Origin of the sequence: Streptomyces durocortorensis (genome assembly GCF_016901035.1) — a bacterium.
GTDB lineage: Bacteria > Actinomycetota > Actinomycetes > Streptomycetales > Streptomycetaceae > Streptomyces > Streptomyces durocortorensis.
The window spans coordinates 26576-31161 of the sequence record NZ_JAFEUF010000072.1; the positions used below are offsets into that span (position 1 = coordinate 26576).

General features: G+C 74.1%; 3 protein-coding genes. All 3 read left to right on the forward strand.

Translation table 11 applies throughout. From position 1 onward, the window contains the following. Nucleotides 1–63: 63 nt before the first annotated feature. The 3 genes from JS521_RS16230 to JS521_RS16240 all read left to right on the forward strand — a co-directional run bounded on the left by JS521_RS16230 (nucleotide 64) and on the right by JS521_RS16240 (nucleotide 4491). Nucleotides 64–1425, forward strand: coding sequence for a class II fumarate hydratase (locus JS521_RS16230; protein ID WP_275564196.1), 1362 nt, complete (start codon nucleotides 64–66; stop codon nucleotides 1423–1425). A 94-nt stretch (nucleotides 1426–1519) separates the two neighbouring features. Then, on the forward strand, nucleotides 1520–2206 hold the full coding sequence (fomD, locus tag JS521_RS16235; protein WP_205083702.1) for a cytidylyl-2-hydroxypropylphosphonate hydrolase: 687 nt from the start codon (nucleotides 1520–1522) through the stop codon (nucleotides 2204–2206). Nucleotides 2207–2592: 386 nt separating this feature from the next. Beyond that, nucleotides 2593–4491 (forward strand): SpoIIE family protein phosphatase, encoded by a 1899-nt coding sequence (locus JS521_RS16240; protein WP_205083703.1) that lies wholly within the window; start codon nucleotides 2593–2595, stop codon nucleotides 4489–4491. Nucleotides 4492–4586: the final 95 nt, after the last annotated feature.

Genomic DNA, 4586 nt, shown 5'->3' on the forward strand with positions numbered 1-4586 from the left:
AAACCCCCTTGGGCCTCGGGGTGGGCGGCGCCCCCGTTATCCTGGGTTTCCGTTCGCTCCCTTCTGTTGTGGGGGTTGTTTTCGGCCCCCGCGCACCCCTTGGGGGGGCCCCAGACCCAGCGGGCGGTGGAGAACTTCCCCGTCTCCGGGCAGCGCCTGGAGCGGGCGCACATCGAGGCGCTGGCTCGGATCAAGGGCGCGGCCGCCAAGGTCAACGCCGAGCTGAAGGTGCTGGATCCGGACATCGCCGGCGCGATCCAGGAGGCCGCGGCGGAGGTCGCGTCGGGCCGCTGGGACGAGCACTTCCCGGTCGACGTGTTCCAGACGGGGTCCGGCACCTCGTCGAACATGAACACCAACGAGGTGATCGCCACCCTGGCCACCGAACGCCTCGGCCGCGAGGTCCACCCCAACGACCATGTGAACGCCTCCCAGTCGTCCAACGACGTCTTCCCGTCCTCCATCCACATCGCCGCCACCGCCGCCGTGACCGCCGATCTGATCCCGGCGCTCGATCACCTGGCCGAGTCGCTGGGGCGGAAATCGGCCGAATTCGCGGAGGTCGTGAAGTCCGGCCGTACGCATCTGATGGACGCCACCCCGGTCACGCTCGGCCAGGAGTTCGGCGGCTACGCGGCGCAGATCCGCTACGGCGTGGAGCGGCTGCGCGCCTCCCTGCCCCGGCTGGCCGAACTCCCCCTGGGCGGTACGGCGGTGGGCACCGGCATCAACACCCCGCCCGGCTTCTCCGCCGCCGTGATCGCTGAGGTCGCGGCCGCCACCGGGCTGCCGCTGACCGAGGCCCGCGACCACTTCGAGGCGCAGGGCGCGCGGGACGGGCTGGTGGAGACCTCCGGCCAGTTGCGGACTATCGCCGTCTCGCTGACGAAGATCTCCAACGATCTGCGGTGGATGGCCTCGGGCCCGCGCACGGGCCTCGCCGAGATCGCGCTGCCCGACCTCCAGCCCGGCTCGTCGATCATGCCGGGCAAGGTCAACCCGGTGATCCCGGAGGCGGTCCTGATGGTCGCCGCCCAGGTCACCGGCAATGACGCGACGGTCGCCACGGCGGGGGCCGCGGGCAACTTCGAGCTGAACGTGATGCTCCCGGTCATCGCGAAGAACCTCCTGGAGTCGGTGCGGCTGCTCGCCAACGCCTCCCGGCTGCTCGCGGACCGTACGGTCGACGGCATCACCGCCGACGTGGAGCGGGCCCGCGCCTACGCGGAGTCCTCGCCGTCCGTGGTGACCCCGCTGAACAAGTACATCGGCTACGAGGAGGCGGCGAAGGTCGCCAAGAAGTCCCTCAAGGACGGGACGACGATCCGCGAGACGGTCCTGGCCTCGGGCTACGTGGAGCGCGGCGACCTGACGATGGAGCAGCTCGACGAGGCGCTGGACGTGCTGCGGATGACCCGTCCGTGAGCGCCGGGCGGGGCGCCCGGTGAGATCCGGGTGACCTGAGTCGCAGCGGGCCGGTGGGAGCGCTCCGTAAGATCCCTCCATGACAGGTACGGGGATGACAGGCACGGGAGAGTGCGCGCGCTGGGCGCCGGGGGACCGGATCCTCTGGCGCTACCGCGACAACGGCCGGACCCACCGGACGGCCGGCGCCCCGCCCGTGCACATCTGCCGTCCGGTGACCGTCGTGCAGGACACCGACGAACTGCTCGCCGTGTGGATGGCCCCGGGCACCGAGTGCGTACGGCCGGTGCTGCTGGACGGCACCCAGGTGCACGCCGAACCGCTGGCCACCCGCTACACCGCGCCGCGCACCACGGCCCGCTCGACGTGGTTCGGGTCCGGGGTGCTGAAGCTGGCCCGACCGGGGGATCCGTGGTCGGTGTGGCTGTTCTGGGACCGGGGCTGGATGTTCCGCAACTGGTACGTGAATCTGGAGGAGCCCCGCACCCGGTGGTCCGGAGGGGTGGATTCCGAGGATCACTTTCTCGACATCTCCGTGAACCCCGACCGGAGCTGGAAATGGCTCGACGAGGACGAGTTCGCGCAGGCGCAGCACGTCGGCCTGATGGACCGGGGGACGGCCCGGCGGGTGCGGGAGGCGGGGCTCGCGGCGGTCGAGGTGATCACCGGCTGGGGGTCGCCGTTCCGGGACGGCTGGGAGCACTGGCGGCCCGATCCGCGGTGGCAGGTGCCGCCGCTTCCGGATGACTGGGACCGCACCCCTGCCCGTATGCCGTCGTGAGACCCTGGAGAGACCCTTCGGGCGGCCCGGTCGGCAGGTCCGGGCGTACGGAGGGCGACAGCCGCAACCAGCGGGCGCCACACCGGAACTGACCACAAGTCATCACACCGGTCGGGCGGAGGGACGGGCCACGGACCCGGACGTTCCGCCCGGTCGCGGGAGCCACTACGAGGGGGTGGAGACATGCACGCCGTTCGCTGCCCGCTCGCCGCGTCCGCCGCCGGCGGGGTCGCCTGTCGGCCATCTCCGCGGCGCTCGGTTTCGGCCCCTTCTTCGGGGGCATCCGGTGACAGCCGTTGTTCTTCCCGCGCTCGCCGGGGCACAGTAGCGCCCCAACACGAGGTGACTGCCTCATACAACCGGCCCGGACGGACGGAATCCCACGCGTGACGGAGCACCCCACCTCCCACGAAGGCCGGCAGCCGCTCGCGGCCCGGCCGCAGGAGCGCACCCGACCACGGCAGCAGGACGCGGCGGCGGCCGAGCCCCCCGCCTCGGTGCCCGCTCCGGCCTCCGCGCCGAACCCGGGCCCCGGGGCGGCCGCCGTCGCCGACGCACAGGCGGCCACCCGCCGCGAGGGCGACCGGCTGCGCTTCGTCGGCGCGGCGACCCGGCGGATCGCCCGGGGCATAGACCTGGACGAGATCGTCCTCGGGCTGTGCCGGGCCAGCGTGCCGACGTTCTGCGACGCGATCCTGGTCTACCTCCGCGACCCGCTGCCGGTGGGCGACGAGCGCCCGGTGAGCCCGTTCGTGCTGCGGCTGCGGCGCAGCGACCGGCTGCGCGTCAGCGACGAGGAGGGCGCCGAGGCGGCCGGTTCCGAGACGGAGCGGCTGCGGCCGCTGGTCCTGGACCCGCAGGCCGACCTGATGCCCGCCGCCGAGCTGCGCGAGGTGCGGGCGGGCGGGGCGCTGGGCGAGGTGCTGCGCGGGGTGCGGCCGGTGTTCGGCGACTCGGCGGCGGCGCGGGCCGCGCTGCCGGAGCTGCTCGGCCCCGGCCGGTCGGTGCCCACCGGGCACCGGGCGATCCTGGCCCCGCTGCGCGGCCGGCGGCGGGTCATCGGGGCGGCGGTCTTCGTGCGCGGCACCGAGCGCACCCCGTTCGAGGCCAGTGATCTGCTGGTCGCGGCGCAGTTGGCGACGCACACCGCGCTCGGCATCGACAAGGCCGTGCTGTACGGGCGCGAGGCCTACATCGCCGACGAGCTGCAGCGCACGATGCTGCCCGACTCGCTCCCCCAGCCCACCGGTGTCCGGCTCGCCTCGCGCTATCTCCCGGCGGCCGAGACGGCCCGCGTCGGCGGCGACTGGTACGACGCGATCCCGCTGCCCGGTAGCCGGGTCGCGCTCGTCGTCGGCGATGTGATGGGCCACTCCATGACCTCGGCGGCGATCATGGGCCAGCTCCGGACGACGGCGCAGACCCTGGCGCAGCTCGACCTGCCGCCGCAGGAGGTCCTGCACCACCTGGACGAGCAGGCCCAGCGGCTCGGCAGCGACCGGATGGCGACCTGCCTGTACGCGGTGTACGACCCGGTCGCACACCGGATCACCATCGCCAACGCCGGGCACCCGCCGCCCCTGCTGCTGCACCTGGGCGGGCGGGCCGAGGTGCTGCGGGTGCCGGCGGGCGCCCCGATCGGGGTGGGCGGCGTCGACTTCGAGGCCGTCGAGCTGGACGCACCGGCCGGTGCCACGCTGCTCCTCTACACCGACGGTCTGGTGGAGTCGCGGCTGCGGGACGTGTGGACGGGCATCGAGCAGCTGCGGGAGCGCCTGGCGGCGACCGCGCAGCTCACCGGCCCGGACCACTCGCCGCCGCTGGAGGCGCTCTGCGACGACGTGCTGGACATGCTCGGCCCGGGCGACCGGGACGACGACATCGCGCTGCTGGCCGCCCGGTTCGACGGGATCGCGCCGAGCGATGTGGCGTACTGGTATCTGGAGCCGGAGGACGCGGCCCCGGGCCGGGCCCGGCGGGCGCTGAGCCGCTGGGGTCTGGACGACTTGGCCGACGAGGTGGAGCTGCTGGTCAGCGAGGTCGTCACCAACGCGGTGCGCTATGCGGAGCGGCCGGTGACGCTGCGGCTGCTGCGGACCGACGTGCTGCGCTGCGAGGTCGGTGACGACTCCCCGCAGCTGCCCCGGCAGCGCCGGGCGCGCGAGACGGACGAGGGCGGCCGCGGCCTGTTCCTGGTCAACCGGCTGGCCCGGCGGTGGGGCGCGACGCGGCTGTCGACGGGCAAGGTCGTCTGGTTCGAGATGGCGGCCCGGCCGGCGCAGTGACACCCCCGGCATGACGCCCCGGGGGGGGGGGGGGGGGCGGGGCCCCCCCCCCCCCCCGCGCGCCCCCCCCCAAAGAAACCCCCCCCCACCACCAC